The sequence below is a fragment of the Comamonas sp. CMM03 genome (genome assembly GCF_019218715.1).
GTDB classification, from domain to species: domain Bacteria; phylum Pseudomonadota; class Gammaproteobacteria; order Burkholderiales; family Burkholderiaceae_C; genus Comamonas; species Comamonas terrigena.
Genome location: NZ_JAHUXB010000003.1, coordinates 396833 through 422838, shown reverse-complemented (window position 1 = coordinate 422838; position 26006 = coordinate 396833). Strand labels below are relative to the sequence as shown.

28 protein-coding genes are annotated in these 26006 nt (G+C 65.8%); 14 read left to right on the top strand and 14 right to left on the bottom strand.

The features are described from left to right. The first annotated feature begins 242 nt into the window (after positions 1–242). The 3 genes from KW830_RS12600 (at position 243) to KW830_RS12590 (ending at position 2294) form a co-directional block, all read left to right on the top strand. Positions 243–473 (top strand): hypothetical protein, encoded by a 231-nt coding sequence (locus tag KW830_RS12600; protein WP_066538924.1) that lies wholly within the window; start codon positions 243–245, stop codon positions 471–473. A gap of 266 nt (positions 474–739) precedes the next feature. Then, complete coding sequence (locus KW830_RS12595; protein WP_066538819.1) at positions 740–1687, top strand: exopolyphosphatase; 948 nt, start codon at positions 740–742, stop codon at positions 1685–1687. Positions 1688–1916: 229 nt separating this feature from the next. Next, complete coding sequence (locus tag KW830_RS12590; RefSeq protein ID WP_218333358.1) at positions 1917–2294, top strand: hypothetical protein; 378 nt, start codon at positions 1917–1919, stop codon at positions 2292–2294. A 138-nt stretch (positions 2295–2432) separates the two neighbouring features. On the opposite strand, the gene pyrE is transcribed toward KW830_RS12590, so the two are convergent. Next, positions 2433–3137, bottom strand: a complete 705-nt coding sequence (pyrE, locus tag KW830_RS12585) for an orotate phosphoribosyltransferase (RefSeq protein ID WP_066538817.1) — start codon at positions 3135–3137, stop codon at positions 2433–2435. On the opposite strand from pyrE, the gene KW830_RS12580 reads away from it, so the two are divergent. The 6 genes from KW830_RS12580 (at position 3136) to KW830_RS12555 (ending at position 8795) form a co-directional block, all read left to right on the top strand. Then, the gene (locus tag KW830_RS12580) at positions 3136–3954 is read left to right on the top strand and encodes an exodeoxyribonuclease III (protein WP_066538814.1); all 819 of its coding nucleotides are present in this window, start codon (positions 3136–3138) and stop codon (positions 3952–3954) included. The two genes, pyrE and KW830_RS12580, sit on opposite strands and share 2 nt — an antisense overlap. A 403-nt stretch (positions 3955–4357) precedes the next feature. Further along, positions 4358–4810, top strand: a complete 453-nt coding sequence (gene azu, locus KW830_RS12575; RefSeq protein ID WP_066538922.1) for an azurin — start codon at positions 4358–4360, stop codon at positions 4808–4810. A gap of 307 nt (positions 4811–5117) precedes the next feature. Next, positions 5118–5756: an MBL fold metallo-hydrolase gene (locus tag KW830_RS12570; RefSeq protein ID WP_066538808.1), complete on the top strand. Its 639-nt coding sequence runs from the start codon at positions 5118–5120 to the stop codon at positions 5754–5756. Further along, a complete protein-coding gene (locus KW830_RS12565; RefSeq protein ID WP_218333357.1) occupies positions 5756–5989 on the top strand; it encodes a hypothetical protein in 234 nt (77 codons plus the stop codon). Before KW830_RS12570 ends, KW830_RS12565 begins: the two co-directional genes overlap by 1 nt. Before the next feature lie 343 nt (positions 5990–6332). Beyond that, positions 6333–7841 (top strand): DASS family sodium-coupled anion symporter, encoded by a 1509-nt coding sequence (locus KW830_RS12560; RefSeq protein ID WP_066538804.1) that lies wholly within the window; start codon positions 6333–6335, stop codon positions 7839–7841. Then, entirely contained in the window at positions 7842–8795 is a 954-nt protein-coding gene (locus KW830_RS12555) for an L-lactate dehydrogenase (protein ID WP_066538802.1), read from the top strand. Between the two features lie 125 nt (positions 8796–8920). Here the strand turns inward: KW830_RS12555 and KW830_RS12550 are convergent, their stop codons facing one another. From KW830_RS12550 to KW830_RS12540, 3 genes are all read right to left on the bottom strand, one after another. Further along, entirely contained in the window at positions 8921–9784 is an 864-nt protein-coding gene (locus tag KW830_RS12550) for a M48 family metallopeptidase (protein WP_218333488.1), read from the bottom strand. 108 nt (positions 9785–9892) lie between these two features. Further along, on the bottom strand, positions 9893–10837 hold the full coding sequence (locus tag KW830_RS12545) for a DMT family transporter (protein ID WP_218333356.1): 945 nt from the start codon (positions 10835–10837) through the stop codon (positions 9893–9895). Between the two features lie 153 nt (positions 10838–10990). After that, a complete protein-coding gene (locus KW830_RS12540; protein ID WP_218333355.1) occupies positions 10991–11734 on the bottom strand; it encodes an AraC family transcriptional regulator in 744 nt (247 codons plus the stop codon). A 107-nt stretch (positions 11735–11841) separates the two neighbouring features. Between KW830_RS12540 and KW830_RS12535 the strand changes: the two genes are divergently transcribed. From KW830_RS12535 to KW830_RS12525, 3 genes are all read left to right on the top strand, one after another. After that, positions 11842–13212, top strand: coding sequence for an MFS transporter (locus KW830_RS12535; RefSeq protein ID WP_066538798.1), 1371 nt, complete (start codon positions 11842–11844; stop codon positions 13210–13212). Between the two features lie 235 nt (positions 13213–13447). Next, positions 13448–14176 (top strand): response regulator, encoded by a 729-nt coding sequence (locus KW830_RS12530; RefSeq protein ID WP_218333354.1) that lies wholly within the window; start codon positions 13448–13450, stop codon positions 14174–14176. A gap of 13 nt (positions 14177–14189) precedes the next feature. Continuing rightward, positions 14190–15437: an ATP-binding protein gene (locus KW830_RS12525; protein ID WP_066538795.1), complete on the top strand. Its 1248-nt coding sequence runs from the start codon at positions 14190–14192 to the stop codon at positions 15435–15437. Positions 15438–15484: 47 nt separating this feature from the next. Here the strand turns inward: KW830_RS12525 and KW830_RS12520 are convergent, their stop codons facing one another. From KW830_RS12520 to radA, 8 genes are all read right to left on the bottom strand, one after another. Then, positions 15485–16129 carry a YrbL family protein gene (locus KW830_RS12520; protein WP_066538793.1) on the bottom strand — a complete coding sequence of 215 codons (645 nt, stop codon included), beginning with the start codon at positions 16127–16129 and terminating at the stop codon, positions 15485–15487. Next, on the bottom strand, positions 16126–17283 hold the full coding sequence (locus tag KW830_RS12515; RefSeq protein WP_193761056.1) for an O-antigen ligase: 1158 nt from the start codon (positions 17281–17283) through the stop codon (positions 16126–16128). The genes KW830_RS12520 and KW830_RS12515 overlap by 4 nt, the downstream gene beginning before the upstream one ends. Positions 17284–17419: 136 nt before the next feature. Then, on the bottom strand, positions 17420–18193 hold the full coding sequence (locus KW830_RS12510; RefSeq protein WP_255578344.1) for a glycosyltransferase family 2 protein: 774 nt from the start codon (positions 18191–18193) through the stop codon (positions 17420–17422). 15 nt (positions 18194–18208) lie between these two features. Continuing rightward, positions 18209–19117 carry a glycosyltransferase family 2 protein gene (locus tag KW830_RS12505; protein WP_370626125.1) on the bottom strand — a complete coding sequence of 303 codons (909 nt, stop codon included), beginning with the start codon at positions 19115–19117 and terminating at the stop codon, positions 18209–18211. Continuing rightward, positions 19107–19316, bottom strand: a complete 210-nt coding sequence (locus KW830_RS12500; protein ID WP_066538786.1) for a zinc-finger domain-containing protein — start codon at positions 19314–19316, stop codon at positions 19107–19109. Before KW830_RS12500 ends, KW830_RS12505 begins: the two co-directional genes overlap by 11 nt. A gap of 31 nt (positions 19317–19347) precedes the next feature. Further along, positions 19348–20286, bottom strand: coding sequence for a branched-chain amino acid transaminase (locus KW830_RS12495; RefSeq protein WP_066538784.1), 939 nt, complete (start codon positions 20284–20286; stop codon positions 19348–19350). A 177-nt stretch (positions 20287–20463) separates the two neighbouring features. Next, positions 20464–20916: a glycerate kinase gene (locus tag KW830_RS12490; protein WP_218333352.1), complete on the bottom strand. Its 453-nt coding sequence runs from the start codon at positions 20914–20916 to the stop codon at positions 20464–20466. A 188-nt stretch (positions 20917–21104) separates the two neighbouring features. Beyond that, positions 21105–22490 (bottom strand): DNA repair protein RadA, encoded by a 1386-nt coding sequence (gene radA, locus KW830_RS12485; protein ID WP_066538779.1) that lies wholly within the window; start codon positions 22488–22490, stop codon positions 21105–21107. A 151-nt stretch (positions 22491–22641) separates the two neighbouring features. On the opposite strand from radA, the gene KW830_RS12480 reads away from it, so the two are divergent. Then, on the top strand, positions 22642–23265 hold the full coding sequence (locus KW830_RS12480) for a glutathione S-transferase family protein (RefSeq protein WP_218333351.1): 624 nt from the start codon (positions 22642–22644) through the stop codon (positions 23263–23265). A 25-nt stretch (positions 23266–23290) separates the two neighbouring features. Here the strand turns inward: KW830_RS12480 and KW830_RS12475 are convergent, their stop codons facing one another. Next, positions 23291–24103: a siderophore-interacting protein gene (locus tag KW830_RS12475; RefSeq protein WP_218333350.1), complete on the bottom strand. Its 813-nt coding sequence runs from the start codon at positions 24101–24103 to the stop codon at positions 23291–23293. A 105-nt stretch (positions 24104–24208) separates the two neighbouring features. Here KW830_RS12475 and KW830_RS12470 point away from each other — a divergent pair, with 105 nt between their 5' ends. Continuing rightward, positions 24209–24718 (top strand): MarR family winged helix-turn-helix transcriptional regulator, encoded by a 510-nt coding sequence (locus tag KW830_RS12470; RefSeq protein ID WP_066538776.1) that lies wholly within the window; start codon positions 24209–24211, stop codon positions 24716–24718. A 66-nt stretch (positions 24719–24784) separates the two neighbouring features. On the opposite strand, the gene alr is transcribed toward KW830_RS12470, so the two are convergent. Then, positions 24785–25888, bottom strand: coding sequence for an alanine racemase (gene alr, locus KW830_RS12465; RefSeq protein WP_218333349.1), 1104 nt, complete (start codon positions 25886–25888; stop codon positions 24785–24787). Positions 25889–26006: the final 118 nt, after the last annotated feature.

Sequence of the window (26006 nt, the reverse complement as noted above, 5' to 3'; positions counted from 1 at the left end):
ACGACCCACAATCGTGGAAATAGTGCCACGCTGCTGCACTTTGGCCACAGCCATGCGTGGGCATGGCATTTGCTGCACACCCGGCCGGGCCCGCCGGCGCGGGCCTTCTGCCACGGCCTGCGCTGGCACCAAGCCGCCATTGCCGGTTGGGCCTATTGCGCCCGCTGCTGTGCTCATGCACATTGGCTGCATGGCCTGCCGCATGCGCGGGCTCCCTTTGCCAACTTGCCGGAGAAGCGACCATGAACACTGCCCACATCAACCTCGACAAGCTGCGCAATATCGTCCAGAAGTTCGGCAGCCACAGCTTCACCACGTCCCAGGTGGCCACCGACTACCTGCAGGGCGACAACGCCAGTGCGCTGGAAGCCCACCAGTTCGAGGACCTGCTCAAGCGCCACGCAGCGCTGCTGGCCATCCGGCCACTACCCTCCAGCGCCGGCGGTGACACCGTCTGGGTGAGCGCCATGTAACCCTGGGCTCACACGCAGTGGGCTGTGTGAGCACGCCGCCTTGTGCGGCGTTTTTCATGGTTGGAAAAGCACGATCGTGCTGAACCGTACGCCGCAGTACGCTATATTTTCAATAGCTAACATACGGGAATCCCTGGGGCCCGCCTCGGCCAATCGGCGGTTGTATCCGACAGAGCTAGGTATCATGTGTCGGAATGTTTCCCGCCGGCCTGTGCGCGCCGGCCCTGCAAAGCAGTGTTCCACTGACTTTTTTACCGCCGACCGCCATGAGCCAGAAATACCGCCTCGTCACCCGCAGCGATTTCGATGGTCTTGTCTGCGCCATGCTCTTCAAAGAGCTGGACATGATCGACGAGATCACCTTCGTCCACCCCAAGGACATGCAGGATGGCAAGGTGCGCATCACGCGCAACGACATCACCACCAACCTGCCGTTCGTGCCCGGAGCGCACCTGGTGTTCGACCACCATGCCTCGGAAGTGGTGCGCAACCGCGCCTTCCTGGGCAACTACATCATCGACCCGCACGCTCCTTCAGCGGCCCGCGTGGTCTACAACCACTACGGCGGCAAGGCCCGCTTCCCAGCCATCACCGACGAGCTGATGGAGGCCGTGGACAAGGCCGATTCCGCCCAGTACAGCCTGGACGAGGTCCTGCACCCCACGGGCTGGACGCTGATGAACTACCTGATGGACGCGCGCACCGGCCTGGGGCGCTTCCGTGAATTCCGCATCAGCAATTACGCGCTGATGATGGAGCTGATCCAGCACTGCCGCGATCTGTCCGTGGAGCAGGTGCTGCAGCTGCCCGATGTGCAGGAGCGCGTGGAACTGTATTTCGAGCAGACCGCGCGCGCCTGCGAACAGATCCAGCGCTGCGCCACGGTGCACGACAACCTGGTGGTGCTGGATCTGCGCGGTGAAGAGACCATCTGGGCCACCAACCGCTTCATGGTCTATGCGCTGTTCCCACAGTGCAACATCTCCATTCACGCCATGTGGGGCAAGGCCAAGGCAAACTCGGTCTTTGCCACCGGCAAGTCCATTCTGGACCGCAGCTGCACCACCAATGTGGGCGAACTGATGCTGCAATACGGCGGCGGCGGCCACCGGGCTGCCGGCACCTGCCAGATCGACAACGACCGCGCCGAACAGGTGCTCCAGGAGCTGGTGGCGCGCATCACGGCCGACCACCGCCAAGCCGTTCCGGCCTGAATGCAAGCGCCCGCCCCGCAGAGAGGATGCCCTGGCATCCTCTTTTTTTCCCCGAACCCCTGCACGGACAGGGGATGGGTCACCACCACACCGTGGCGGCTCGCCTGGACCTTGTATGACGTCCAGCGCCGCGGCCCCCTCTGCGCGATCCGGGCGGTGCGGACCAGCGCTCCTGCTGACGCCAGTCACCGGCCGCCAGGGCATTGCAAACCCGCTATCGTCACGGCCTATGCTGAACGACTGGACTTCATGGGGCCCCCTGGCCCTTTCCATGGCGGGGGCCGTGGCGGGTGTGGGCTGGGCCGTGGGCCGTGTCTGGTCCATGCAGCGCCGTATTGCACCACCGCACCCCAATGCCCGCGCCGCACGTTATCTGGCCCAGGGCTTTGCCCTGGCGGCGGTGCTGTGGCTGGCCTATGGCCTGTACACGGGCTACGCCCGCTTTCTGCCGGCTGCCGACCGCGCCTGGCAGCTGGCCGTGCATGCCAGCGCCCTGTGGTCGGTGCCGCTGTTCATCAGTGCCATCGTCTGGGCGGCCAGCATTGCCATGGGCTGGGTGATGCGCCTGCTGCAGCGCGAAGGAGAGGACGGCGCCCGTTCGCGCTGATGTCCACAGCACGGTGACGCCGCCAAGACTGGCTGCGTCACCGAACGGAAACGGCACGGCGGCCAATTCCGGGCCTGGAAGCACGCGCCACGCACCGCGCCTCCAGATACCGGCCCGTACGGGCCGCAGGCAAAGGAATTACGCCTGGGTGTCCACCCCATAGCGCTGGCGGTAGGCCAGCACACGTGCATGGTGGGCCTGCATCTCGCCTTCGCCCCCATGGGTCTGCAGGTACTGCAGCAAGTCCGCCAGGGTGGCGATGGTGGCCACCTGCAGCCCCAGCTGGTGGCGCACGTACTGCACCGCACTGTGGTCGACATCGTGTCCGTTTTCGGTGGCCTTTTCCTGGCGGTCCAAGGCAATGGCGACCGCATGGGGGGTGGCACCCGCCGCACGGATCAGGGCAATGGATTCACGAGCGGCAGTGCCGGCCGACATCACGTCGTCGATGACCAGCACCCGGCCCTGCAGCGGAGCCCCCACCAGGGTACCGCCTTCGCCATGGTCCTTGGCCTCCTTGCGGTTGTAGGCAAACGGCACGTTGCGGCCCAGGCGGGCCAGCTCCACGGCCACGGTGGCAGCCAGCGGGATCCCCTTGTAGGCAGGGCCAAAGACCATATCGAACTCCATGCCACTGGCCAGGATGGCTTTTGCATAGAATTCCGCCAGGCGTCCCATTTTGGCGCCGTCGTCGAACAGACCTGCATTGAAGAAGTACGGGCTCATGCGCCCGGCCTTGGTCTTGAACTCCCCAAAGCGCAGCACACCCGCATCCACGGCAAACTGCACAAACTCCTGCGCCAGACGGTCCTGATCCTGTTGCTGCGCACCTTTGACTACCATGGATTCTTCCTTATTCAAATTAACCAGCCTCAACCTCAACGGCATCCGCTCCGCCACGTCCAAAGGGGTGGAGGCCTGGGTTGCTGCGACCGGTCCGGATTGTATTTGCGTACAGGAAATCAAGGCACAGGCGCCTGATATTCAAGACCGTTTCGAACAGCTGGCCGGACTGGATGGCTATTTCCACTTTGCCGAAAAGAAGGGCTATTCCGGTGTGGGCGTCTACACCCGCCATGCGCCATCGGATGTGATCGTCGGCTTGGGCTCGCCCGAGTTCGACGCCGAAGGCCGCTACGTGGAGGCGCGTTTCGACACCGCAGGCCGCAAGCTGTCCATCATCAGCGCCTACTTTCCCAGCGGCAGCTCCGGCGAAGACCGCCAGCAGGCCAAATTCCGTTTCCTGGCCGAAATGCACATCCACCTGATGCGCATGAAGGGCGAGCGCGAATTCATCCTGTGCGGCGACATCAACATCGCCCACCGCAAGGAAGATCTGAAGAACTGGCGCGGCAACCAGAAGAACAGCGGCTTCACGCCCGAAGAACGCGCCTGGATGGACATGCTGCTGGACCCGGTGGCGCCTACCGGAGGCATCGTTGACGTCTACCGCGTGCTCCAACCCGACACCACCGACGCCTGCTACACATGGTGGAGCAACCGGGGACAGGCCTACGCGAACAACGTGGGGTGGCGGCTGGACTATCACCTGGCCACCCCCGCACTGGCGGCACTGGCGCGCCAGGAGTCGATCTACAAGGGCGAGAAGTTCAGCGACCACGCGCCCATCACCATCGGATACGACCTGAAGCTGGGCTGAAACCGCCGGGCACGGGCATGGTCGCCCGTGCCCGGCCTTGTCCGCACACGCAAAGTGCGCGGAGCTTGATGCAAGACAAGTTTTTGCACTGCCGCAACAGCGCTGCACTGCCCTGACCCGGGACTATGTGCGGCGCACGCCGGCATGCCGCTGCACTCCAGTCTGCACACAAGCCATTGAAAACAAAGGACTTCATCTGCTCTGCGCGCGCGCCTGCAGGCCCCGGCAAAGCGGCCACAGATGCAGCGTTTTGACAAGCAGCAGCCTGGATTGCCCGCGTCAATGACATCTGTACCTATTCTGATTCTGCTGATTTTTCAGAAAATCGTGAAAAGAGCAGCCGCCGACCCCGGTTCCGGATGCTCCCCGATTTGTTTTTGACCCTGTGAAGGAGTTTCCGCGCATGAAGAAGATTCTGATGACCGTGGCCCTGTGCGCTGCCGGTGCCATTTCCGCTCCCGCCATGGCCGCTGACTGCGCCCTGACCGTCGAATCCAACGACGCCATGCAGTTCAACGTCAAGAACATTGACGTGCCCAAGGCCTGCAAGAAGTTCAGCGTCACCCTGAAGCATGTGGGCAAGATGCCCAAGACCTCGATGGGCCACAACATGGTGGTCACCACCACCGCCGACGTGGCCGCTGCCGCTGCCGACGGCATGAAGGCCGGCGCCGCTGCCGACTACGTGAAGGCCGGTGACACCCGCGTGCTGGCCCACTCCAAGGTGATTGGCGGCGGTGAATCCACCACCCTGGACATCGATGTGGCCAAGCTGAAGGCTGGTACCGACTACACCTTCTTCTGCTCCTTCCCCGGTCACTACAGCATCATGAAGGGTAGCCTGAAGCTGATCTAAGCCTCGGACTCGCACCTCTGTGGCCCCGCTTCCGCCAGGAACCGGGGCTTTTTGCTGTGCGCTCCGCCGTACGCCACGGCGGGCCGCACCTTGCCACCACCACTGCCTAGCCTGCGGCGGTGGCTGGAATGCCGCCTGCCACACGGTGATGCGCAAGGGATCCGCCAGCGTGGAAATGCACTTCGGCGACATCAACCGGGCAGGCATCGCAGGCTGCGCGGAGCGGAACGGGCCGCTGCCCCCATAATTTGGCCGCCACGCCGCACGGCACGGCCCCTGCCTTCTGCCACTTTCCTCTCGCCTTGCCATGCTGCACTACCAGACCATTCCCGTGACCGCTTTCCAGCAGAACTGCTCGCTGGTGTGGTGCGACCAGACCCAGGATGCCGCCGTCATCGACCCCGGCGGCGATCTGGAAGCGATCCAGTGGGAAGTGGAGCGGCTGGGCCTACAGCTCAAGGCCATCTGGCTGACCCACGCCCACATCGACCATGCGGGCGGCACGGCGGACCTGGCCGAGCAGCTGGACCTACCCATCATCGGCCCCCATCCCGGGGACCAGTTCTGGATCGATGGCCTGCCCCAGCAGGGTGCCATGTTCGGCTTTCCGCCGTCGCGCCCGTTCACGCCCACGCGCTGGCTGGCGGATGGCGACAGCGTGCAGATCGGCCACGAAACCGTGCAGGTGCGCCACTGCCCGGGTCACACGCCCGGCCATGTGGTGTTCCACGCCCCGCAAATCGACCGCTGCTTTGTGGGCGATGTGCTGTTTGCCGGCAGCATCGGCCGCACCGATTTCCCCCAGGGCAACCACCAGCAACTGATTGACTCCATCACCCAGCGCCTGTGGCCCATGGGCGACCAGACGGTGTTCATTCCCGGCCATGGACCGGAGAGCACGTTTGGGCGTGAACGCAAGACCAACCCCTACGTGGGCAACACCTGATGGGTGCCGCAACGCGGCACTGCCTGGTGCTGCTGGCGGCCGCGGCACTCGTCTTCTTGGTGGCGTGGCCCGCACTGGCCGCCAGCGCCGCAGCGTGGCAAGGCCAGCCGTGGACGGCCGATTGGGCGCGGTATCTGCGCTGGTGGGGCATGGCCAGTGCCGTGCTGTGCGGCCTGCGCCTGCTGCTGGCCGGGGGCGACTGGCTGTTGCGCGCCCTGCTGCGCAGCTACTAGGCCGGCGCCAACGCCTGGGCCGTAAGGGCTGTCGGTATCGGTCGCATCAATTGCTCACATTTTGATAGCAAAAACTTCTTGCACCATCTGGCACTGCTACGCACCAGACGACACAAAACCAGGATGACAGGCCGGTATGTGACGAATGCGCCACCCTTGATGCGAATCAAATCACAAGGGAAAACACTTACGTGTTTTCACGCAAACCGCTTCGCAGCCCGTAGCATGGTTTCATTGCGTAACGAAGTACTCATCCCAACCAGGGCCACCGGACTATCGGTGCGCGACTGTAGGAACTAGTATCGGTCCGTTACGTAACGATTCATTTTTGCGAGGAGCACTTATGGCGTCTACGCCCGCAACCGAAACCGGCCCCATCACCTCCAAACCGGAGCCCGATTCCAACAAAAAGCTGGCCTTTTTGCTGCTGGCCCTGGTGCTCTACGGCATCGTGCTGGCCCTGCCGCAGCCTGCCGGCCTCACCGACTCGGGGCAGGTGGCCCTGGGCCTGCTGGTGCTGGTCGTGGTGCTGTGGATCAGCGAATGCGTCTCGCCCGCCAACAGCGCCGTGGTGCTGACCGGTGCCGCGGTGCTGGGGCTGATGGGCACCTCGATGACAGCAGGCGGCAAGCCCATGGATTCCGCCGCTGCGCTGACCACCATGCTCAGCGGTTTCTCGTCCACCGCCGTGCTGCTGGTGGCGGCCGCACTGTTTCTGGCCGTGGCACTCAAGCACACAGGGCTGGACAAGCGCATCGCGCTGCTGGTCATGAGCAAGATCGGCGTCTCGCCTGCCCGCCTGGTGCTGGGGGCGATGATCGTCGGCTTTGTGCTGGCCTTGTTCATCCCCTCTGCCACCGCCCGCGTGGGCGCGGTGATCCCCATCATGATCGGCATCACTGCCGCCCTGGGTCTGGCGGTGAACAGCTCGCTGGGTGCCACGCTGATGATCGTCACTGCCAGTGCCTGCTCCATCTTCAACATGGCGGTCAAGACCGGCGCGGCACAGAACATCATCAGCCTGAATTTCATGCAGCAGGCTTTCGGCCACAACATCACCTGGAGCCAATGGTTCATCACCGCCCTGCCTTTCACCATCGGCATGTGCGTGGTGCTGTTCTTCGCGGCCCTGTGGATTCTGCGTCCCCAGGTGCCGGAAGGTGAGGACATGCCGGCCAAGCTGCGCCAGCAACTGGCCGACCTGGGGCCGGTCAGCAGTTCTGAAAAGCGTCTGATCGCCGTGGCCGCACTGCTGCTGGTGATGTGGTCCACCGAAGGCGTGCTGCACCCGTTCGACACCACCACCACCACCCAGATCGGCATTGCACTGCTGCTGATGCCCAAGATCGGCGTGATGCACTGGTCGCAGGCCGAAAAGCTGGTGCCCTGGGGCACGATCGTGCTGTTTGCCGCCTCCATCTCGCTCGGCAATCTGCTGTCCAAGACCGGCGCTGCCGGCTGGTTGGCGCAACAGACGCTGGGCCAGATGGGCCTGTCGGCCCTGCCCGTGGTGGCCGTGATCGGTGCGCTGTCAGTGTTCAGCATCGTGCTGCACCTGGGCTTTGCCTCGGCCACCGGCCTGGCCAGCACGCTGATCCCCATCATGATCGCCTTCACACAGACGCTGCCCGTCAGCCCCGAGACGGCTTTCGGCATCGTGATGATCCAGAGCTTCGTGGTGTCCTTCGGTTTCATCCTGCCGACCAATGCGCCGCAGAACATGCTGTGCTACGGCACCAATGCCTTCAGCACGCCCCAGTTCGCCAAGGTGGGCATCGTGGTCACGCTGGCTGGCCTGGGCCTGATCCTGCTGCTGTCCGCCACGCTGTGGCCCGCCATGGGGGTGCTGTAAATGGGGGCACGCATTGGCATCATCGGCGCCGGCCAGGTCGGCGCGGCCGCCGGCTACCTGTTGTCGGCCACCCCTGGCATCAGCCAGATCGTGCTGGTGGACCAGAATGAGGCCCGCGCAGCGGGTGAAGCCGCCGACATCGGCCACGCCGCCGCCTTTGGCACCGCTGCCCGCGTCAGCGAAGGCGACTATGCCGATCTGGCCGGCGCCTCGGTGGTGGTCATCACCGCTGGCGCCAGCCTCAAGCCCGGTCAGACCCGGCTGGAGCTGCTGCACCAGAACCTGAAGATGACGGACACCATCATCGGCCAGGTGCTCAAGGTCGCACCGGATGCGGTGCTGCTGTTCGCTACCAACCCAGTGGACGTGATGCCCTCCATTGCTGTGCACCGCTACGGCCTGCCACCGGGCAGAGCGATCGGCACCGGCTGCTCGCTGGATTCGATCCGCTTTCGCGACCGGCTGGCCGATTACCTGGGCGTGGCCGCACCGGCCATCCACGCCTATGTGCTGGGCGAGCACGGCGACTCGTCCGTGCCCCACTGGAGCAGCGCCCAGATCGCCGGCATGCCGGTGACGGATTTTGCCGCCCAGCTGGGCCGGCCCATCGACGCGGCCATGCAGGCGCAGATTGCCGAAGAGGTGCGTACTTCGGCGTACCGCATCAAGGCGGGCAAAGGCGTGTCCAACTTTGGCATCGGTGGCTGCATTGCACGGCTGGTGAAGGCCATCGTGGCCGATGAGCAGTCGGTGTTTGCCGTGTCCACCTGCATGCCCGAACTGCTGGGCGTGCGTGACACCTGTGTGTCGCTGCCCCATCTGATCGGTGCACGCGGCGCCTCGGCCCCCTTCATGCCCCGGCTGAATGCCGAGGAAACCGAGGCCCTGCGTGCCAGTGCCGCACTGCTGTCCAGCACCATTGCCGACGGGCTGCAGTCCTTGCAGAAAGCCTGAGCGGCTGGTACACGGCTTCCTGCACAAGGCCCGCTCCATGGAGCGGGCCTTTTTTTATTCTTTCCGAAAGGCGATCGCCAGGCATTCTCTATGGAACGCAGGCCTGCCCAGGCACACAGGCAGCGTTACCGCCGGCGGGCGGACTCGTAGAGGCCCTGCACCCGCGGAATATTGCGCTCCAGTTCGCGGATGCGATCCGGCCCTGTGGGGTGGGTCGACAGAAAGCCGATGCCGCCATCGCCCGTGGCCTCCCCTATTTTGCGCCACAGGCTCACCGCAGCCTGGGGGCTGTAGCCGGCACGTGCGGCCATTTCCAGCCCCACCAGATCGGCCTCGCTTTCGTCACTGCGGCTGAAGCGCAGGCTCAGCAGCTGGGTCCCCATCCTGGCCACCAGATTGCCCAGGTCGCCCAGTCCCAGCAGTTGCGCCCCCAGCGACAGACCGATGCTGGTGGCCGAGTTCTTGGCCATCTGCTCGCGCGAATGCTCGCGCAATGCATGGGCCATTTCATGGCCCATGACCATGGCCACTTCGTCATCGCTGAGCTGCAGCTTTTCCAGGATGCCGGTGTAGAAGGCGATCTTGCCCCCCGGCATGCAGAATGCGTTGATCTCCTTGCTGCCGATCAGGTTGACCTCCCAGCGCCACTGGCTGGCGCGGGCGTTCCACTGGCTGGCATAGGGAATCAGGCGCTGCGCAATGCCGCGCAGGCGCTGCAGCTGGGGGTGAGAGCTGCCGGCCAGTGCGCCTTGCGCCTTGGCTTTCTGCAGCAGCTCCTGGTACTGCTCGGTGGCGGCGCTTTCCAGGGTTTCGGCCGGCACCAGCTTGCGCAGACCGGAGGAGCCCCCGACATTGACCTGCGCCAGCGCAGCCCCGGCACCGGTGGCCGCCGTCCCCGCCACCAGGGCGCGCAGAAAGCCACGCCGCCCGGCGTGGCAGCGGCAGGCCTGCGGCAGATGGTCGCCATCGGACAGATGGTTCAGTGGCATGGGCGATAGGGGCATGGGGGCGTCTCTCCTGGGCAATCCAATCAGCCTGCACAGCGGTGCTGTGCCTGAGCGTCAGATTGTGCCGCCAATGCGCGCCGGCGAGGTGGCTCAGACCAGCGCCAGCTTGCGCCGCGCGCCACGCACCTCGGCACCGATCACCACCATCAGTCCGGCCAGCACCGCCAGCAGCCCCAGCCAGGAGGCCAGCGGCTGGTGTTCGCCCACGATCCACACCGCCAGCAGAAAGGCGGCCACCGGCTCGATCAGCGTCAATGTCACACCGGTCGGTCCGGAGATATGGCGCAGCCCATTGGAAAACAGCACATAGGCCAGGCCGGAGACCACCAGCCCGAGGTAGACCACCACCATCAACGACGACGCGGTAAACCGCGGCACCCCGGCCAGCAGCAGCGCCACGGGCGCCGCCAGCACCGCGGCGCCGCTGAACACATACAGGTTCACCAGCCGGGTAGGCACTTTGCTGACAAGGCGCTTATTGACCAGGGCATAGGACGCGTACGACAGCCCGGCCAGCAGGCACAGCAGCAGGCCGGGCAGCGACAGCGCACCCGTGCCGCCCCCTTTGCTCAGCACCATGGCCACACCGCCGGCCACGCTCACGCCCGTGCCCAACCACCACAGCAGCGACAGGGGCTGGCGAAGTAGCACGGCCTGGATCAGGCCGGCCCAGATGGGTGCACTGCCAATGGCCACAGCCGTGCCTACGCCGACCCCGGCCAGCTTTACGCCCGCATAGAAGCTGATGCTGTAGCCGGCGGTACCGGCCGATGCCAGCCAGAACCAGCGCGCCGGCATACCCAGCAAAGAGGGCCTTGGCAGCAGCGGTTGTCCGGTCGGCGCACTGCGCCGTGTCACCCACAGCACCAGCGCAAAGAAGGTGCTGGCCACGGCCAGCTGTGCCGCTCCCACCCAGAACGGCGACAGCCCCTGGGCACCCAGGCTTTGCGCCGTACCGGTGGTGCCCCACAGCATGGACGCCACCGACACCAGGGCCACACCCCAGACCGAAGAAGAAGCAGAAGAAGAGCTCATGCTTCAAATGATGCCGCCGCAGCATCCCGGCAACTGTCGAGCAACACTGGTTCTGCCGTGCAGGGCGTATACATGTCCATGCTGCACTGTGTCCCGTCACCAAGAGGACCCACGCTGCCGCCACCAGCCAACGCCACTCCCGCACCGCTGCGCTCAGCGCTGAGCGGCCCGGAGACTGCGCGCGCTCACCTGGCGTTCGCGCCGCAAGGCATAGGCCAGGGCACTGGCCGTGCGGTAGCCGCAGCGCAGGGCCGTGGTCTCCAGGGGCTGGCCCCGGGCCAGCTGGGCCTCGGCCGCATCCAGCCGCAGGCCGCGCAGCCAGGACTGCGGCGGCTGGCCGACCAGTTCCACAAAGCGGCTGTGGAACTGGGGCACGCTCAGATGGCACAGCGCCGCCAGCCGGGCCGTGGGCCAGTCGGCATGCAGGGCGGCCTGCACCTGCTGGGTCAACCAGGCCAAGTCGACCGTACGGCGGTGCAACAGGCTGGGCGCGTCCAGCACCAGCGCCAGCTGGGCGGCAGCAGACAGCGGGTGGCGTGCCAGCGCCGGAGCGCGCAGCCGAGCCGGCACCGCAAACCGGCGGATGCGATCCAGGCCAGGGCCGGCGGGCAGATCGATCACCTGCACCTGGGTGTGGGCCTGGGCCAGATAGCCGTGGCTGGCGCCAGCGGGAATGAGCATGCCGCTGGCAGCGTCCACATAGCCGGCGTGGCCGTTCAGCTCCAGCTCCATGCGGCCTTGCAGCGCATAGAGGATTTGCACATGGTCGTGGGCATGGGACTGGTGTTCCCCGCTGTAGCGCCGCACCGACCAGGCGGGCGCATCCAGCCGGCCGCCGTCTTGCAACGGGGCGGCGCTGGAGTCCACAAGGGCGGAGACGGTGCTGGGATCGGCCATGGCAGTGCGCAGGTGTGAACTGCCATGGTAGCGCGCACGGCAGACGGCCACCATCGCGGGATAATGGTTCTCAGCCCTTCCTGGCTCTGCGCCCTTTTCGCCTGCCCATGACCGAACCGTCCACCTCCCCTGCGTCCACCGCCGCCACGCCTTCGCCCCCCTCGACCGCTGTCCCGCGCCGTAGCTGGGGACAGACGCTGCGCGTCTATGCCGAACCGGCCAGCCTGCGCATGCTGGCCTTGGGGTTTTCGGCTGGCCTGCCGCTGCTGCTGGTGCTGGGCACGCTCTCTTTCTGGTTGCGCAAGGCCGGCATCGACCGCTCCACCATCGGCTACATGAGCTGGGTGGGCCTGGCCTATGCCTTCAAATGGGTGTGGTCACCGCTGGTCGACCGACTGCCGCTGCCGGTGCTGAACGGCTGGCTGGGGCGCCGGCGCAGCTGGCTGCTGCTGGCCCAGATGCTGGTGGTGGGCGGGCTGCTGGGCATGGCCTTCACCGATCCGCAGCAGGATCTGAACCGCATGGTCTGGTGCGCACTGGCTGTGGCGTTTGGTTCGGCCACCCAGGATATTGCGCTGGATGCCTACCGCATTGAATCGGCCGACGCCGAGCGCCAGGCGGCGTTGGCCGCCACCTACCAGACGGGTTACCGGCTGGCGATGATCTGGGCCGGCGCGGGCGCGCTGTGGCTGGTGGCCGCAGCCCTGCATGGGGAACAGGCTGCCTATGTGCATGCCGCCTGGCAGCTGGCCTATGGCGTGATGGCGGCCAGCATGCTGGTGGGCGTGTTCACCGTGCTGCTGTCGCCCGAACCCGCTGCGCGCGCGCTGACACCAGCGCGCAACCTGGGCGAATGGCTGCGTGAAGCCCTGGTGGCCCCGTTTGCCGACTTTGTGCGCCGCTACGGCGGGCAGGCGATTCTGATCCTGGCGCTGATCGGCATCTACCGCATCAGCGATGTGGTAATGGGCATCATGGCCAACCCCTTTTACGTGGACATGGGCTACAGCGAGGCCGAGGTGGCCACGGTGAGCAAAGTCTTCGGCGTCATCATGACGCTGCTGGGCGCCTTCATCGGCGGGGTGATCTCGATGCGCATCGGCGTGATGCGGGTGCTGATGCTGGGTGCCGTGCTGTCGGCCGCCAGCAACCTGCTGTTTGCCTGGCTGAGCACACGGGGCCACGATGTGGCCGGTCTGACCCTGGTGGTCAGCGCCGACAACCTGGCCGGCGGCATTGCCTCGGCGGCCTTCATTGCCTACCTGTCGAGCCTGACGAATGTGCAGTATTCGGCCACGCAGTACGCGCTGTTCAGCTCCATGATGATGCTGGCGCCCAAGTGGCTGGCCGGCTTTTCCGGCGCGTTTGTCGACGCCCATGGCTACAGCAGCTTCTTCATCAGCACGGCAGCCCTGGGCCTGCCGGTGCTGCTGCTGGTGGCGCTGGCATCCCGCGTCACCCTGCGCACCAAGGCGTGACGCAGACGGGCTTTCAGCCACCGGCTGCGGCGTACGGAAGCCGTTGACAGGACACGGTGCGCGTCTGCGCGGGCCGGGTGGACGGCCAGCGACGCTGTCAGGCCCCACCGATCGGCAGATCACAGCCACAGGTTTACCTGCGCTTTACATACAGGACAAGCGCGTGTGACGCGCAGCCGCCATGCTGGGGCCATCGCGCTCCCCATGAGCACCCGACTGCCTACACTCTCCCACCATGAGCACCCACACCCTGCTGATGATCGAAGACGATGCCCGCCTGGCCCAGATGGTCAGCGAGTATCTGGGCCAGAACAGCCTGGCCGTCATCCACTGCGCCGACGCCACCAGCGGACTGGAACGCCTGCAGCCCAGCGATCCGTCCGAGCTGCCCGATCTGGTGATCCTGGATCTGATGCTGCCCGACATGGACGGCCTGGAGGTCTGCCGCCGCCTGCGTGCCCTGCCCGGCGTGGCCGCCAAGGTACCGGTGCTGATGCTGACCGCCAAGGGTGACCCCATGGACCGGGTGATCGGCCTGGAAATGGGCGCCGACGACTACCTGCCCAAGCCTTTCGAGCCACGCGAGCTGCTGGCCCGCATCCGCGCCATCCTGCGCCGCCGCGCCAGCGAAGGCGCCCCGGCCAGCCAGCCCATTCCAGCGCTGCGCTTTGGTTCGCTGGAGATCGACCGCGATGCCCGCACCGTCACCGTGGCCAGCCAGCCCTGCGAACTGACCAGCTACCAGTTCGACCTGCTGGTGGCCCTGGCCGAGCGCGCCGGCCGGGTGCTGACCCGCGACCAGATCATGGAGGCCGTGCGTGGCCGCGAACTGGAAGCCTTTGACCGCTCCATCGACGTGCACATGGGCCGCATCCGTGCGGCCATTGAAGCGGATTCCAAGAACCCCAAACGCATCCTGACCGTGCGCGGCGTGGGCTACGTCTTCGCCAAGCAGCAGGACTGAAGGGGCTGCCACCATGTTCAAGGCTTTCTCCCAGCGCCTGTACCTGCGCATCTGGCTGGCCGTGGTGCTGGGCGTGGCGATTCTGACCCTGCTGGTCGGCTGGGCCTGGAAAGAGGCCGCGGAACAGAATGCCCGCAACCAGACCCAGGTGAACCAGATCGCCCGCGAGCTGGTGCTGACCGATCCGGACGGCAAAGTCATTGCCCAGGGCAGTGCCACGCGCGCGCCGACACCCCCACAGGAAGGGGTGCTGTTCGACATCGTCACGCCCGACGGGGATTTGCTGCAGCTGCACATGGCCCCCCGCCCCGACCGGGGTGACCGCAACGAGCGCGGCGGCGGCCCCCATGGCGGCCGCCCGCCCCCTGGCGGCTACGCGGCTTTCTGGCTCAGCCCGCCTTTCGGCTTTCTGTGGATGCTGGCCCTGGTGGGTGTCGCGGTGGCCGTGGGGGTGTTCCCCATCATCCGCCGCCTGCTGCAACGCCTGGAGAACCTGCAGCGCGGCGTGCAGCGCTTCGGCGAGGGCGATCTGTCCGTGCGCGTGGCCACCAAGGGCGATGACGAAGTGGCCGACCTGGCCCGCCAGTTCAATGCCGCCGCCGAGCGCATCGAAACCCTGGTGACCTCGCACAAGACCTTGCTGGCCAATGCCTCGCACGAGCTGCGCTCGCCGTTGACGCGCATCCGCATGGGCCTGGAGCTGATGGGCGATGGCCAGCCGTCAGCCAGTGCCAAGGCCGAGATCCTGCGCAACATCGGAGAGCTGGACCAGCTGGTGGACGAAATCCTGCTGGCCAGCCGCCTGGAATCCAAGGAAACCGATGTGGGCACACCCGAATCGGTGGACCTGATCGGTCTGGCCGCCGAGGAATGCGCCCGCGTGGAAGCCGAGCTGGACCTGCAAGGCACCAGCCCGCTGGAGGTGCAGGGCATTGCCAAGCTGCTGCGCCGTGCCGTGCGCAATCTGCTGGAAAATGCCCGCCGCTACAGCCACGGCGATATCACGCTGACCCTGGCGCAGGAAGGCGACATGGCTCTGATCCGGGTGCAGGACCACGGCCCCGGTGTGCCGGCCGCGCAGCGCGAACGCATTTTCGAGAAGTTCTACCGCCTGCCCGGGGCCAGCGAACGCTCGGGTGGCGTGGGCCTGGGCCTGTCGCTGGTGCGATCGATTGCCGAACGCCATGGCGGCACGGTGCGCGCCACCGACCGCACCGACGGTGCAGCAGGCGCGTGCTTTGAATTGCGGCTTCCGCTGTAAGCCGCCTGCACATGCACAGTCTTGCTCGGCAGGGCTGTGTCTTTTCTTCAGGCCTGCGCAGCCGCCTGTACCAGGGCCTGCACCTGCCCCATCAGACGGCGCTGCACCTTGCGCACATAGCTGGTGTTGACGCTTTTGAACCAGCTGCGCACCGGAATCAGCAGCTTCTCGCCAATCCCGTCCACCAGCACGAACTCCGGCCCGCCCGAGCGCGATTCGGTGTACATCAAGCCCGCCACATTCACTTCCCCAAACACCAGGTGCAGGTCTGCACAGGCATCGAAGAACTGCTCCAGCGCGGTGTAGTGCTTGGCCTCCAGCGCGCCGGCGGCAGCGAGCGCTTCGAGCGTCTGGGGCAGGCCGTCCGGGCCGAGGATTTTTTCGGTCACCAGGCCCAGGCCCTGGGTCGTGGGCACCAGCCCATACGGCGTTTCCATCGGAAAGAAGGTGGTCTGCTGGTGGTACGCCGCCTTGGACAGCTGCAGGTACTGGATGATCTCGCGCCGGAACTGCCGGTACACACCCTGGGCAAACGCACGCTTGAGCCGGCCATGTTTGGCGAAGCCCCCGTCCGGCGCCACCAGCTCGGGGCGGATCAGCTTGAGCACCTTGCCGTCATCATCGGGCAGGGCATAGACACGCTTCACGGTTCCTTCGCCCAGCAGGGACAGGCGGCTCACATCCACAATCACATTCGGTCCTTCTCTAAGGCGACAGACGTTTGCCGCGTTCCAAAATAGGCCTGCGCTGCCAGCAAGCTCAGCATCATGGTGAAGAAATGGCTCTCGCGCGAGCTCCACAGCGACACATTGATCAGGCTGTTGGTTGCCAGGATCACGAGGAAGCTCAGCACCACCGGACGCCAGCGGTCATCACGCCAGACGGAATGGGCCGTGGCCGCCAGGATGCCGATGAAGAGCAACACGCCAATCAGGCCGTTTTCCATCCAGAACAACAGATACTGGTTGTGGGGGTGGCGGTCGCCGAAATCACACCACCCGGGTTCCGTCACATGACGGCACCATTCATCGTGGTAGCTGCCGGTGCCCCAACCGGTCAGCGGCTTTTGCTGCACCAGCTCCCAGGTGTGCTTCCAGAAATTGATGCGGCCACCAATGCTGGTGATCTCCATCTTCTCACTGTCGCGGGCTTCGGCAATCGCCAGATGCACGCGATCCTGGGCCGTCTGAGACACGGCGTAGGCACCGCCCGCTGCCACCACAATGGTGAGCAGTGCCAGCCAGCGCTGATAGCCTTTCAGTGCAAAGAACACAAAGCTGCTCACGCCCAGCATCAACAGCACATAGCCGGTGCGCCCCAGCGATAACTGGGTGATGGCCACGGCCGCCAGCAAGGCCACTGCCGCGGCCAGCAGCCGCAGGGACAACCGGGGAGCATTCTTGCCGTACCACAGCGCCAGCACCACAAAGAACGACATCATGATGTTCTGCGTGATGTAGTCGCCAATCACCGTGTGGTCCACGCCCCAGCCCAGATTCTGGGTCTTCGACCATGGCAGCTGCAGCCAGATGTTGGCGTAGACCGACACCAGAATGAACAGCATGCAGGCACTGAACGCCTGCAGGCACCGTGTGCGCCACTGCGGCTGAGCCAGCAGGACAAAGAACACCGCCCCCAGCAGCAGCTTGATGTACTTGGTGTAGTTCAGTTGAATGTCGCCCCAAAGAGCACTGCTCCACAGGCCGCCCAGCAACACCACGCCATACAGGCCCAGCATCAGCCAGGGGTACGGCGCACGGCGCCATGTACTGCGTTCACGCCACAACACCCCGCTGAGCAGCGCCAACAGGCCCGTCAGCAGCATGGCGATATTGCCCAATGCCATGGCCGCAGGAAAAAACAGAAACGCGGCGACCAGCATCCACTGGGCACCTGTCTCCAGGCGCGAGGAAATCAACTTTGGCTGCATAAACCCTTAGGCACGCGCTCCAGCGGCGCATGCTTTGCACACCGAACACATATCAACGCCGCACCGGCTTCTTCAGTTGGTCGCGGTCCACTTCCAGCGCCACGTAGCGGAAGAAACATTCCAGCCCGACAAAAAAACTATAGAGAAACCCTGCGCGACCGCACAGAAAACCACGCTGAAAGACGTACAGGCGGGTGAAATTGGCAATACCGGAGCCCAGACCGCGCAGAACGCCACCGCGCTTTCCCGCCTGGTGCCGTTTCAGCGCGCCCAATTGGACATACTGCGCCAGCTTCACCAGGCTGCCATAAATGGTTTCACGCGAGAAATGCGGCAGGCGCTGGCGCAGATGCCGGGTGGGTACTGGGGTGCGCAGCACCGCCCCTTCATGCACCGCACCGCTGAAGCCTTCGAGCACCCGCATCGGAAACAGCCGTGCCACGCCTCCGGTGCCACGCATGCGCCCCAGCGACTGCCCGTAGGCCATCTGCTCCCACTCCACTTCCCAGACGGCTTCTGCGTTGCCTGCCACCACCTGGCGGATTTCGTCGGCCAGTGCCGGGGTCAGGCGCTCATCGGCATCCAGAAAGAACACCCAGTCTGCCCGCACATGCTGCAGTGCGCGGCTGCGCTGCTCACCAAACCCTTGCCAGTCCGGGTACGCCACCACCTCGGCGCCCAGTCCCTGGGCCATGGACACGGTCGCATCCTGGCTGCCGCTGTCCAGCACCAGAATCTGGTCGGCCACGCCCTGGGCGCTGCGCAGGCAGGCTTCGATGTTGTGCGCCTCGTTCAAGGTCAGCACCACAATGCTCAATCGGCTCATCCGCGCGTCCATTCTTCAGTATTGCACCGGCGCAGACCACAGGCCCACGACACGTCCCCACACCCGTGCCACATGCTTGGGCGACGGTGCAAAGACACGCAGGGCCAGCAAGCCCACGGAGCCCCACAAGGCACGGCGGCGGTGCTCGATGGCCGCCGCATGCCCCTGGTGCTTGGCCGTGAACAGCACCTTGGAGCGGGCATGGTGGTAGCCACGCCCGTATTCCACGCTCAGCGGACGTGGACCGCGCACCGACCCGCGGTTGGCATGGGCCACGTGCACGGACGGCTCGATCAGCACAGGCTTGCCGGCCTGCAACAGGCGCAGACACAGGTCTTCGTCTTCGTAGTACAGGAAAAAGCGCGTGTCGAACCAGTCGCGCGTGGGCATGGCGTTCAAACGCAGCAGCATGGCCGCACCGCAGGCGTTGCCGACACAGGTCACGCCCTCGGCAGCCGGGCCCTTGGACGCCCACAGGTGGCGTACCCAGCCGTAGTTGACCTGTTTGCCACCATCACCACCCACCAGCTGCGGTGCCATGATGGCCGCGTGCGGCCAATCGGCCATGGATGCCAGCAGCGCCTGTGCATCGGCGGCCATCACCGCGCAGTCCGGATTCATCAGCAGCGCAAAAGGGGTCCGGACCTGGTGCAAGGCGGCATTGTTGGCCGCACCAAATCCCCGGTTCTCCCCCAGCTCCAGCACCTGGGCCTGCGGCAGGGCCGCACGGATACGGGCCGGCGTGTCGTCGGCGCTGCCGTTGTCCACCACGATGACATGCGGCCAATCCGCCAGCTGCGCGCCCAGTGCCTCGGCACAGTGCGCGCTGTTGAAGGTCACGATGACGGCGGTGACGGCATCCAAAGCGAAACAGCGCTCCGCGGGAGCGCTGTCGTCGGACGCCAGGATGTGATCAGTGGCCACCCGCAAACACCTCGCCCTCTTTCAGGCGGTAGGTCGTGCCGCAGTAGGGGCACTTGGCCTGGCCGGTATGGGCCACATCCAGGTAGACCTTGGGGTGGCTGTTCCACAGCTTCATGTCAGCCTTGGGGCTGGGGCAGTAGACGCCGCCTTGGGCATTCAAATCCTTGGCAGCCAGTTCTACAACGGCAGTCGTGCTCATATTCGGTGTCTCTCTCTCGGTGGGGCGGAATTTACACCCGGGTCAACCAGTGGGTGTATTTGGGATTGCGTCCGTTGACGATGTCAAAGAACGCGTTTTGAATCTTTTCAGTGAGGGGGCCACGGCGGCCTTCGCCGATGGGCAGGCGGTCCACTTCGCGGATGGGCGTCACTTCGGCGGCCGTGCCGGTGAAGAAGACTTCGTCGGCGATGTACAACTCGTCACGGGTGATGCGCTTTTGCACCACTTCCAGGCCCAGATCCTTGCAGATGTGGAACACGGTGTTGCGGGTGATGCCGTTCAGGGCGCCGGCGGACAGGTCAGGCGTATAGACCACGCCGTCCTTGATCACAAAGATGTTCTCGCCCGAACCTTCGGACACAAAGCCGGCCGCATCCAGCAAGATGGCTTCGTCGTAGCCATCGTCCAGCGCTTCGGTGTTGGCCAGGATGGAGTTGGTGTAGTTGCTCACCGCCTTGGCCTGGCTCATGGTGATGTTCACATGGTGGCGGGTGAAGCTCGACACCTTCACGCGGATGCCGCGCTGCATGCCTTCTTCGCCCAGGTAGGCACCCCAGGCCCAGGCCGCCACCATCAGGTGGATGCTGTTGCCCTTGGGGCTCACGCCCAGCTTGCGGTCGCCAATCCAGGTCAGCGGGCGCAGGTAGCAGGACTGGAGCTGGTTGGCCTTGACCACGTCCACCTGGGCCTGGTTCACCTGTTCCTGGGTGAACGGGATCTGCATGCGCAGGATCTTGGCGCTGTTGAACAGGCGCTTGGTATGGTCTTCCAGGCGGAAGATGGCCGTGCCCTGGGCGGTGTCATAGGCACGCACGCCTTCGAAGGCGCCGCAGCCGTAGTGCAGCGTGTGGGTCAGTACGTGGACCTTGGCGTCACGCCACTCCACCATCTGGCCATCCATCCAGATCTTGCCATCACGGTCGGACATCGAGGGAACTACGGGGCTCATACCACTCCTTGGCGTGCTTCAGGGAAAGGGGTTTGCGGGCGAAACCGCCATTTTAGGCCCGCAAGCGCCATTTGCCCCGGTACGCGGTGCAGTACGCCAAGCAAGGCCCCAGATGCCGCCCACGCAGCGCCCTCCCGGCGCAGGCCCTCAGGCCGGCACAGGGGTAAAGCCCAGGGCTCAGTGAGCCACAGGAGGCAGGGCAGCAGGAGCCTGCGCAGCATCGGTGGCCGTGGCTTCGGGCTGCGGCGGGCGCTGCAGCGTCCACTTCATCAGGCGGCCGCCGACGAATTCACAGGTGACATGGGAGTTGGTGCCGTCGGTCCAGCGGAAGATTTCCGGATCCTGACCTTCCTCCGACATGCGCTGGCCCAGCGAACGTGTCATGGCGATCACATGCATCAGGCTGACCTTGGGCTTGAGCTTGACGTTCAGCATGATGGCGCTGCCCACATAGCCGATGGGCTGGTTGGAGGCACGGCGCACAATGGTCATCAGCCGGGTGAAGTGCAGCAGCAGCCACATCACCGTGCCGCCACCCACGGCCGCCACGCCCATCCAGCCATAGGAGCGGTGGGCCGCGTAAAACAGAATGGCCAGACCCACTGGCACCACAAACTTGCGAAAATTCATGCGCCGTATTGTCCAACAGGGGGCATTTCCCCTGGCTGCGGGCAGTGCGTAGCCGTGGGGTTATGCCGCCTTGCAGGGTTGACGGCCACAACACAGCCGCCTATCGCACCCCGAAATTTCGGGGCTTTTTGCCTGCAACAGCTTGCCCTCTCAGCGCAAGCCGCTCCTGTTTTTTCAATGCGCCGCGCTTATTCCAGTCCGCGCACGATCTGCATGGCCTCGTCCACGCGCTCCACGGTGTGGATCTTCAGGCCGGCAATCGCCTTCTTGGGCGCGTTCGCCTTGGGCACCACGGCCACCGTGAAGCCCAGCTTGGCGGCCTCCTTCAACCGATCCTGACCGCGCGGCGCCGGCCGCACCTCACCGGCCAGGCCGACTTCGCCAAAGGCAATAAAGCCCTTGGGCAGGGCCTTGCCGCGCAGGCTGCTGGTGATGGACAGCATCACCGCCAGATCGGCCGCCGGCTCGCCGATGCGCACCCCGCCCACGGCGTTGACAAACACATCCTGGTCGGCGCAGGCCACCCCGGCATGGCGGTTGAGCACGGCCAGCAGCATGGCCAGGCGGTCCTTGTCCAGGCCCACCGACAGGCGCCGTGGCGAGGGGCCGCCGCCGTCGACCAGCGCCTGGATCTCCACCAGCAGCGGGCGCGTGCCTTCCAGCGTGACCAGCACGCAGCTGCCGGGCACGGGCTCGGTGTGCTGGCTCAGGAAGATGGCGCTGGGGTTGCTCACCCCCTTCAGGCCTTTTTCCGTCATGGCGAACACGCCGATCTCGTTCACCGCACCAAAGCGGTTCTTGATGGCGCGGACCAGGCGGTGCGGACTGTGGGTGTCGCCCTCGAAGTACAGCACCGTGTCCACCATGTGCTCCAGCACACGCGGGCCGGCCAGCGCGCCCTCCTTGGTCACATGGCCCACCAGGATCACGGTCACCCCGGTGCTCTTGGCCATGCGCGTCAGGTGCGCCGCGCATTCGCGCACCTGCGCCACCGAGCCGGGGGCGCTGGTAAGCTGGTCGGAATACACGGTCTGGATGGAGTCGATCACCACCACGGCCGGCTGCGTGGCCTCCACCGTGGCCAGGATCTTCTCCAGCTGGATCTCGGCCAGCAGGTTGACCTGGCTTCCGTCGATGCCCAGCCGGCGCGAACGCATCGCCACCTGGGCCCCGCTCTCCTCGCCGGTCACATACAGGGTGGGCAGACCGGCGCGCTGCAGCGCGTCCATGGCCTGCAGCAGCAGCGTGGATTTGCCGATGCCCGGATCGCCGCCGATCAGCACCACCCCGCCTTCGACCACCCCGCCGCCCAGCACGCGGTCCAGTTCCTCGATGCCGCTGGGCGTGCGCGCCACATCCTGCGCCTCGATGGCCGCCAGCGGCGTCACTGGCTGGGCATTGGCCAGACCGGCATAGCCCTGGGGGGCGCTCAGGCGGTTCTTGCCGCCGGAGGCGCTGTCGGGCACGGTCTCGATCAGGCTGTTCCACGCCCCGCAGTTCGGGCATTTGCCCAGCCAGCGCGGCGTGGTACCGCCGCATGCGTTGCAGGTGTAGATGGTTTTGTCCTTGGCCATGGGCAGCGACTATAGCGGCGGGCGCCCGGCCTGGCGGCGCCACTGCCGCATGCCCGCACACCACGGGCGCTGCCGCGCCTGTTTTCTGCCGGCCGCCTGCTGCCGCTATGCTGCAGGCCATTCCCCTCCCACCGGACCCTCTGGAGACCGCATGCCCCACCTGACCCTGTTCTACGCCCCGCACACCTGCGCCCTGGCCACCCGCATTGCCCTGAACGAGGCCGGTGCCGACTACCAGCTGCAGTACGTCGACTTCAGCCAGAACGCCCAGCGCAGCGGCGAATACCTGGCGCTGAACCCGCTGGGCCGTGTGCCCGCGCTGCGGCTGGAAGACGGCAGCACCGTGCTGACCGAGACCGTGGCCCTGCTGGCCTATGTGGCCCAGCGCTTTCCCGACGCCCATCTGGCCCCCACCGACCCGGTGCAGTTCGCCCGCATGCAGGGCTTTCACAGCTACCTGGCCAGCACCGTGCATGTGGCCCACGCCCACGGCCGGCGCGGCGCACGCTGGAGCGACGATCCCGCGGCCATCACCTCCATGCAGGACAAGGTCGCCGCCAACATGGCGGAGTGCTGTGCGCTGATCGAAGCCCATTGGCTGGACCGCGGCCCCTGGGTGCTGGGCGAGACCTTCTCCGTGGCCGACGCCTATCTGTTCACCATCGCCGGCTGGCTGCACGGCGACGGCGTGGACATCGCCCACTTCCCGCGCCTGGCCGACCACTACCAGCGCATGCAACTGCGGCCTGCCGTGCGGGCCGCCCTGCACGACTGAAACGGCCGTCCGGCAGGGCGCCTGCTCACTCCTGCACCAGTTCCTCGTGGTGGTCCGCCTGACCGCGCTTCCAGTAGGCGGAAATGCGCATGCGCTTGAGCGAAGCGCCCTTGTCCTTGAAGACGGTACGCAGCGCGGCCATGTCGTTGTGCTCGCCTGCGGCCCAGATGTAGCCGTCCTCGGACGGCAGCGGCAGGGCGGCAGCGGCCTTGGCCAGATCGTCCACCCACTGCAGATCCACCTGGGCAGCGCTGGGTAGCGGGCGGCGGTCGGCCTCAGCCACCTTCAGGCGCACGGTCACACGGGCCGTGGCCGGCAGCTCCGCCAGGCGGCGTTCCACGGCAGGCAGCGCGCTGTCATCGCCCAGCAGCCAGTGCCAGGCAAAGCCGGCGGGAATCACCATGCTGCCACGCGGCCCGGCCACCCCGGCCCATTGGCCGATCTGCGCGGTGCGCGCCCATTCGGCGGCAGGGCCATGGTCATGCAGGGCAAACTCCAGCACCAGCTGGCCTTTGGCGGCATCCCAGCGCACCGGGGTGTAGTCCCGCGCGACAGGGCGCTCGCCGTCAAAGTGGGGGCGACCGTCCACCATCTGCGGCAGGTTGGGCTTGTCCTGGCCGGGCTGGGGCAGCAGGAACTTGATGTGGTCATCAAAGCCGTCGCTGCGAAAACCCGTCAGATCGGCCCCCGCCAGCGTGATGCGCACAAAGCCGGGGCTGACCACTTCGCGCGATTGCAGCTGCAGGTGGTGCGCGGCAAACACGTGGCGCACACGCTCCACGCGCAGGGCGGTGTCGGGGATGGTTGAGCCGGTGGCTGCGATATCGGTGGTGGGCATGCACGCTCCTGCGTAGAATATTGACTTTATCAACAATATAACCATTGTTAATTGACTTTGTCAACCAATGCGTGCACCATTTGCTTCTGCTGACGAGATCCCTGGATGAACACCTCTGCCCTGCCCTCTGCCGTGCTGGATGCCATGCACAACCTGACGCTGGCCTACCGCCGCCAGATGCGCGCGGCCCTGCACGCCCAGGCGCTGCCGCTGACGGCCAATGAGCTGAAAGTGCTGCTGTACGTGGGCCACCATCCCCTGTGCACCCACAAGGACCTGGTGGCGCATACCGGCACCGACAAGGCCCAGCTGGCACGCCTGCTGCAGCAGATGGAAACCCATGGCTGGCTGGAGAGGGTGCCCCATCCACAGGACAAGCGCAGCCGCTGCCTGCGCCTGAGCGCCCAGGGCGCTGAAGCCTTCACCGGTCTGCGCAACCACCGCAGCAGCCTGGGCGCGCAGATGCTGGCGGGCTGGTCGATGTCGGAACAGCAGCAGTTGCTGGACCTGCTGCGCCAGATGCACAGCCAGCTGGCCGCCCTGCCGCTGCCGCAAGGCGAAGGCGATTCGCTGGCACACGACCCCAGCTACAACCCACCCCATCTGCACGACTGAGCCCGGTCCCGAAGCGCCCGCAGCGCACGGCGGGAGCCTCGGCCCCCTGCCCCTGCTCCCTGCCTCTTAGGCCGCCCCTTCCACCACCACCGGCACACGCGGCGCCACGGCGCACATCAGCTCGTAGCCCACGGTGCCGGCCGCAGCGGCCACCTCGTCGATGGACAGCTGGGTGCCATTGCGCGCCGTGCCCCACAGCGTGACGTCGCTGCCGATGCCGGCGTCGGGCACCGGCGTCAGGTCGACATTGAGCATGTCCATGCTGACACGGCCCAGTACACGGGTGCGCACGCCGTTCACCAGCACCGGCGTGCCCGTGCCGCAGTGGCGCGGGTAACCGTCGGCATAACCGCAGGCAATGATGCCGGTGCGCATGGGACCGTCGGCCACAAAGGTCGAGCCGTAGCCCACGCTGTCCCCCGCCTGCAGCTGCTGCACGCCGATGACCTGGGTCGACAGCGTCATGGCGGGCCGCAGCCCCCAGTCGGCAGCCGTGTGCAGCGGGTAATCGGGTGCGCTGCCGTACAGCACGATGCCGGGACGCACCCAGTCGTTGCGCACGCGCGCCTCCATGCCATGCAGCAAGGTGGCGGCACTGTTGCACACGCTGCGCTCGCCGGGCAGGTCCTGCGTGGCGCCGAGAAAGGCCTGGAGCTGGTGCTCGATGCCGCGCGGCCCGTCGGCATCGCTGAAATGGGTGATGAAGGAAATCTCTTCTACCTGGGTGAGCGCATTCAGGCGCGCATAGGCACTGCGAAAGCGCTCCGGCGTGAAGCCCAGGCGGTTCATGCCGCTGTTCATCTTCAGGAACACGCGGTGCGGCTGCTGGGTCTTGTGGGCGGCCAGCCAGTCGATCTGCTGGTCGCAGTGGACGGAATGCCACACCCCCAGGCGGGAGCACAGCTCCAGGTCGCGGGCATCGAACACCCCTTCCAGCAGCAGGATCGGGCCGCGCCATCCCAGCTGGCGGATGCGTTCTGCTTCCGACAATTCCAGCAGTGCAAAGCCGTCGGTGGCCCGCATGGCATCGAACACGCGCTCGATGCCATGGCCGTAGGCATTGGCCTTGACCACCGCCCACAGCCGCGCATCCGGGGCCGCCTGGCGTGCACGTTCCAGGTTGTGGCGCAATGCTTCGGGATGGATGGTGGCCTGGATGGGACGTGGCATGTCAGATGGGAGCTAGGGAAAAGAAGTACGGAATTCTGGCACTCCCGGCACAAACCTGCGTGATATAACCGCCAGTCACTTTGCCAACAGGTCCAGATCAGCGTGGGCATTAGCTCTG

What these genes read in the sequence shown, in the direction of transcription:
- KW830_RS12600 (WP_066538924.1), top strand. Translation starts at nt 243, where the DNA reads ATGAACACTGCCCACATCAACCTCGACAAGCTGCGCAATATCGTCCAG.
- KW830_RS12595 (WP_066538819.1), top strand. Translation starts at nt 740, where the DNA reads ATGAGCCAGAAATACCGCCTCGTCACCCGCAGCGATTTCGATGGTCTT.
- KW830_RS12590 (WP_218333358.1), top strand. Translation starts at nt 1,917, where the DNA reads ATGCTGAACGACTGGACTTCATGGGGCCCCCTGGCCCTTTCCATGGCG.
- KW830_RS12580 (WP_066538814.1), top strand. Translation starts at nt 3,136, where the DNA reads ATGGATTCTTCCTTATTCAAATTAACCAGCCTCAACCTCAACGGCATC.
- pyrE (WP_066538817.1), bottom strand. Translation starts at nt 3,137, where the DNA reads ATGGTAGTCAAAGGTGCGCAGCAACAGGATCAGGACCGTCTGGCGCAG.
- azu (WP_066538922.1), top strand. Translation starts at nt 4,358, where the DNA reads ATGAAGAAGATTCTGATGACCGTGGCCCTGTGCGCTGCCGGTGCCATT.
- KW830_RS12570 (WP_066538808.1), top strand. Translation starts at nt 5,118, where the DNA reads ATGCTGCACTACCAGACCATTCCCGTGACCGCTTTCCAGCAGAACTGC.
- KW830_RS12565 (WP_218333357.1), top strand. Translation starts at nt 5,756, where the DNA reads ATGGGTGCCGCAACGCGGCACTGCCTGGTGCTGCTGGCGGCCGCGGCA.
- KW830_RS12560 (WP_066538804.1), top strand. Translation starts at nt 6,333, where the DNA reads ATGGCGTCTACGCCCGCAACCGAAACCGGCCCCATCACCTCCAAACCG.
- KW830_RS12555 (WP_066538802.1), top strand. Translation starts at nt 7,842, where the DNA reads ATGGGGGCACGCATTGGCATCATCGGCGCCGGCCAGGTCGGCGCGGCC.
- KW830_RS12550 (WP_218333488.1), bottom strand. Translation starts at nt 9,784, where the DNA reads ATGCCACTGAACCATCTGTCCGATGGCGACCATCTGCCGCAGGCCTGC.
- KW830_RS12545 (WP_218333356.1), bottom strand. Translation starts at nt 10,837, where the DNA reads ATGAGCTCTTCTTCTGCTTCTTCTTCGGTCTGGGGTGTGGCCCTGGTG.
- KW830_RS12540 (WP_218333355.1), bottom strand. Translation starts at nt 11,734, where the DNA reads ATGGCCGATCCCAGCACCGTCTCCGCCCTTGTGGACTCCAGCGCCGCC.
- KW830_RS12535 (WP_066538798.1), top strand. Translation starts at nt 11,842, where the DNA reads ATGACCGAACCGTCCACCTCCCCTGCGTCCACCGCCGCCACGCCTTCG.
- KW830_RS12530 (WP_218333354.1), top strand. Translation starts at nt 13,448, where the DNA reads ATGAGCACCCACACCCTGCTGATGATCGAAGACGATGCCCGCCTGGCC.
- KW830_RS12525 (WP_066538795.1), top strand. Translation starts at nt 14,190, where the DNA reads ATGTTCAAGGCTTTCTCCCAGCGCCTGTACCTGCGCATCTGGCTGGCC.
- KW830_RS12515 (WP_193761056.1), bottom strand. Translation starts at nt 17,283, where the DNA reads ATGGCATTGGGCAATATCGCCATGCTGCTGACGGGCCTGTTGGCGCTG.
- KW830_RS12510 (WP_255578344.1), bottom strand. Translation starts at nt 18,193, where the DNA reads ATGAGCCGATTGAGCATTGTGGTGCTGACCTTGAACGAGGCGCACAAC.
- KW830_RS12500 (WP_066538786.1), bottom strand. Translation starts at nt 19,316, where the DNA reads ATGAGCACGACTGCCGTTGTAGAACTGGCTGCCAAGGATTTGAATGCC.
- KW830_RS12495 (WP_066538784.1), bottom strand. Translation starts at nt 20,286, where the DNA reads ATGAGCCCCGTAGTTCCCTCGATGTCCGACCGTGATGGCAAGATCTGG.
- KW830_RS12490 (WP_218333352.1), bottom strand. Translation starts at nt 20,916, where the DNA reads ATGAATTTTCGCAAGTTTGTGGTGCCAGTGGGTCTGGCCATTCTGTTT.
- radA (WP_066538779.1), bottom strand. Translation starts at nt 22,490, where the DNA reads ATGGCCAAGGACAAAACCATCTACACCTGCAACGCATGCGGCGGTACC.
- KW830_RS12480 (WP_218333351.1), top strand. Translation starts at nt 22,642, where the DNA reads ATGCCCCACCTGACCCTGTTCTACGCCCCGCACACCTGCGCCCTGGCC.
- KW830_RS12475 (WP_218333350.1), bottom strand. Translation starts at nt 24,103, where the DNA reads ATGCCCACCACCGATATCGCAGCCACCGGCTCAACCATCCCCGACACC.
- KW830_RS12470 (WP_066538776.1), top strand. Translation starts at nt 24,209, where the DNA reads ATGAACACCTCTGCCCTGCCCTCTGCCGTGCTGGATGCCATGCACAAC.
- alr (WP_218333349.1), bottom strand. Translation starts at nt 25,888, where the DNA reads ATGCCACGTCCCATCCAGGCCACCATCCATCCCGAAGCATTGCGCCAC.